Origin of the sequence: Vibrio sp. V31_P5A7T61, assembly GCF_009904895.1 — a bacterium.
GTDB lineage: Bacteria > Pseudomonadota > Gammaproteobacteria > Enterobacterales > Vibrionaceae > Vibrio > Vibrio metschnikovii.
This window is the reverse complement of record NZ_WXWI01000028.1, coordinates 1-3,552: the sequence shown is the minus strand read 5'-3', so window position 1 is coordinate 3,552 and position 3,552 is coordinate 1. Positions and strand designations below refer to the sequence as shown.

5 protein-coding genes are annotated in these 3,552 nt (G+C 39.8%); all 5 read left to right on the top strand.

The genetic code is table 11. The features are described 5' to 3' along the window. The first annotated feature begins 361 nt into the window (after nt 1-361). Nucleotides 362-532, top strand: coding sequence for a hypothetical protein (locus tag CAG58_RS06255; protein ID WP_001080654.1), 171 nt, complete (start codon nt 362-364; stop codon nt 530-532). Continuing rightward, the gene (locus tag CAG58_RS06250; protein ID WP_161439712.1) at nt 532-933 is read left to right on the top strand and encodes a type II toxin-antitoxin system death-on-curing family toxin; all 402 of its coding nucleotides are present in this window, start codon (nt 532-534) and stop codon (nt 931-933) included. The genes CAG58_RS06255 and CAG58_RS06250 overlap by 1 nt, the downstream gene beginning before the upstream one ends. A 140-nt stretch (nt 934-1,073) precedes the next feature. Then, nucleotides 1,074-1,742: a hypothetical protein gene (locus CAG58_RS06245; protein WP_161439711.1), complete on the top strand. Its 669-nt coding sequence runs from the start codon at nt 1,074-1,076 to the stop codon at nt 1,740-1,742. 830 nt (nt 1,743-2,572) lie between these two features. Continuing rightward, nucleotides 2,573-2,977, top strand: a complete 405-nt coding sequence (locus CAG58_RS06235) for a DUF1801 domain-containing protein (protein WP_161439710.1) — start codon at nt 2,573-2,575, stop codon at nt 2,975-2,977. A 151-nt stretch (nt 2,978-3,128) separates the two neighbouring features. After that, on the top strand, nt 3,129-3,552 hold a 424-nt coding region (locus CAG58_RS06230), incomplete at its 3' end, for a pentapeptide repeat-containing protein (RefSeq protein ID WP_161439709.1).

Below are 3,552 nucleotides of genomic sequence, written 5' to 3'. Positions count from 1 at the left end.
AAAGGTCTCTTTCTTTGGTGTTGCTGGTTCATTGATTCCGCAGGCTAATTCGCTTCAACTTGTTTGGGATCTTATCGGCACCAATGATTGCTGAAAGTAGGCAAGTTTATCATTTTGAGTTAAAGTGGCTTTAACTAATGAAAATTGTAAAAGTTCAATGTAATCAATAGGTAATGAAGCATAACAAACGCTTCAAGAGGGACTTCCAACGCGTGGCATTTTCATTATGCGTTGGTTTTGGTGGTTACGGTGTTATGCGGAAACTTGGTAGTAGCGTTGTCAGCCCCTTAAGCGGGCGTTATGTTTTTTATCACGTTTTGGGGCTATAATCGGTCAAACCTTTATTGATAGTAGGTGTGATATGAATCGAAAAGTTGAAGCTTACGGCGTTGATGCTGTTGAAAGACCGAAAATTAAGGCTAGCAAAAAGCTTGATTTGACTGGTGATGCTGGTCGTCAAATTGTGAAGTCTGAAACAAAACTTGCTTTGCGTACCCATCAGAAGACATTCACTAAATTGGCTGATATGTAATGGATATCATCTGTTTTCCTTTTGAACGAGTGATCGAAATTAATGCTTTCATCCTAAAAACAGAACCAGGAATGAAAGGGGCAGTTGATATTCCTAAGCTTCAAGGGGCGCTAGGTCGAATCGATAATGCGATCGTTTATGAAGGACTGGATGATGTTTTCGAAATCGCAGCTAAATACACTGCTTGTATAGCGGTTTCACATGCGCTACCAGATGCCAACAAACGCACAGGTTTGGCTGTGGCACTTGAATATTTATCACTTAACGATTTTGAGCTTACGCAGGAAAACGATTTACTTGCGGATGCAGTTCGAGATCTTGTTATCGGCATTATCAACGAAACAGATTTTGCCGACATTCTCTACGCACAATACGCAAAAGAACAAAATTTAGTTCTCTAAACATAACAAGGCGTTAAAGAGGGATTCGCAACGCGTAGCATTTTCGTTATGCGTTGATTTTATTAGTTTTTAGTGCAATGCGGAGAGTTGGTAGTTGCGTTGCTCACCCCTTAACGCGGCGTTAAATTTATGAGGTGACAATGACGAGAATCGAATTTTCCAATGTAGTGAAAAAGAAAAGGTTAGAGCAACTTTCATTGGAAGAACTAGCTTATGCTCATTTATCTGATGCTAACTTCACCGAGACTAATCATGGTTTACTAACTTCTTCTTTGTCTACAGTCTTGGGAGAGATTAGACATGTTAAGTGGCAAACATATGGTAACTCTTTCTTGCCGTTATCCGCGGCATTTACAGTGCTAGATCAGCTTGGTTATTGTTATGAAAACGCAGAGTTAACTAAGTTTAGTAATCAGAAGGCAAGTTCAATTAAAAAATCGCTTTACTATTTCTGTGGCTTTGCTGAGGATAGCACTGATATCCAAACCTTAGTGGCCTTACGGAACTCCTTCCTTCATACAGCTAGCGGTCTATCTAAAGCGCAATATTCGAATCAACCAAATCACATGTTTGTCTTTGCTCCAGAAGCTGATGACTTGATCACATATCCTGCTCAAGAATGGGATGGTAGCTTTTCAACGTTAACAAACGCGCATACAACGTTCGTTAACCAGAAAAAACTAATTGTAATGGTTGAGGCGGCTGTAGAGAAAGCAAGAAGTTTACTTTATGAAAACAAGCTAGTCGTTAGTTTACCCGAAGGTTGTCCAGAGTTTTACTATAGATTCCTCAAACATTACGAACAATAAATTTAACAAACGGTTCAAGAGGGACAGCCAACGCGCGGCATTTTTACTATGCGTTGGCTTTTATGGTTACGGTGTCATGCGTTAAGTTGGTAGTGACGTTGTCTGCCCCTTAACCGGGCGTTATGCTTTATTGAGCCTCAGCAAAATCAATATATAAATTTTAATGGGAAAACTTAGTCTGATTTAGACGTTTTTGTATTCTAATTTATTGATATTATGAGTTTATTGTTCTTTTTGGTGGCGATTGAAAGTTGAACGATACTTGTGCTTTTTCGGCAACTTTGCCCTGATAAATTGTGCTCGCAAAAGGTTCGATTGTCGCTGAAAGGTCTCTTTCTTTGTTGTTGCTTGTTCATTGATTCCGCAGGCTATTTCGCTTCAGCATGTTTGGGATCTCATGAACATCTTGCTTGCTGACAGTGTTTGGTTATCGCAAGTTTATCGATGCTTTTGCGCTTTTGTCCGGCTCTGCTCTGATAAATTGTGTACGCAAAAGGTTCGATTGTTGCTGAAAGGTCTCTTCCTTTGGTGTTGTTGACCCCTTGATTCCTCGGGCTAATTCGCTTCAACTTGTTTGGGATCTTATCGGCATCAATGATTGCTGAAAGTAGGCAAGTTTATCATTTTGAGTTAAAGTGGTTTGAACTAGTAAACGTTGCAAAAGTTCAATGTAATCAATAAGTAATAAAGCATAACAAACGCTTCAAGAGGGACTTCCAACGCGCAGCATTTTCATTATGCGTTGGCTTTTGTGGTTACGGTGTTATGCGGAAACTTGGTAGTAGCGTTGTCAGCCCCTTAAGCGGGCGTTATGTGAATAGGAGATTCCAATGGACAAGGTAGTCAAAGGTCGGTTCGATGAGTATCCGGAAAATGCTCGTGTTAGGTTAGAAGAGCTGCGAAATTTAGTCTTTCAAGTCGCATCTGAGTTGGAACTGGGTGAAGTCGATGAAACTCTAAAATGGGGTGAGCCAAGCTACAGTGTAAAAACGGGCAGTCCGTTAAGAATGGACTGGAAGCTTAAGTCTCCCAATAATTATTACCTATTCTTTAATTGCCAAACTAAGCTAGTCGATACATTTCGGGAGTTGTATGGTGACGAGTTGGTGTTTCAGGGAAACAGAGCAATAGTTCTGTCCTTATCTAAACCGCTACCAGAAACGGTCATCAAGTCCTGTCTAGAGTTAGCTTTAACCTATCATCAGCGTAAAAATCTGCCTCTTTTAGGTGTGTGAAAAATTCACATAACAAACAATTTAAGAGGGATTTCCAACGCTTGGCATTTTTGGTTCTACTTCAAATTAAGTGTTTATGGCACAATGCTTTAGGTTTGGGTGGTAGCGTTGCTCACCCCTTAATTGGGCGTTAGGCTATTCAGAGGATACTATGACCGATTTAAAAAATAATGAGCAATATTTCGACGTTTCATTTGAGAAGATTGCTACCCCTGAGCAGCAATATACCGACGTTGAATTTGAAGATTGCCAATTCTCTGATTGCGATTTCTCATCGGTTAAATTTCATAGATGTAAGTTCACAAACTGCACATTTGAACGCTGTAATTTGAGCTTGGTCGATTTTGCTAACTCAAAGTTATTTGAGCTTAAATTTCAAGACAGTAAGTTAGTTGGTGTTGATTGGACGAAAGCGACATGGCCAGTTTATCATTCAGACTTTGAGCTAAGTTTTAAGCGTTGTATTTTAAACGACTCATCTTTCTTTGGCTTGACCTTAAATGAATTGGTTTTTGATGAGTGCAAGCTGCATGATGTTGATTTCCGTGAAGGTAACTTTGCTCGTTCAACAATGA

Excerpts from the sequence above, each read along its gene's own strand:
- CAG58_RS06255 (WP_001080654.1), top strand. The coding sequence starts at position 362 with ATGAATCGAAAAGTTGAAGCTTACGGCGTTGATGCTGTTGAAAGACCG.
- CAG58_RS06250 (WP_161439712.1), top strand. The coding sequence starts at position 532 with ATGGATATCATCTGTTTTCCTTTTGAACGAGTGATCGAAATTAATGCT.
- CAG58_RS06245 (WP_161439711.1), top strand. The coding sequence starts at position 1,074 with ATGACGAGAATCGAATTTTCCAATGTAGTGAAAAAGAAAAGGTTAGAG.
- CAG58_RS06235 (WP_161439710.1), top strand. The coding sequence starts at position 2,573 with ATGGACAAGGTAGTCAAAGGTCGGTTCGATGAGTATCCGGAAAATGCT.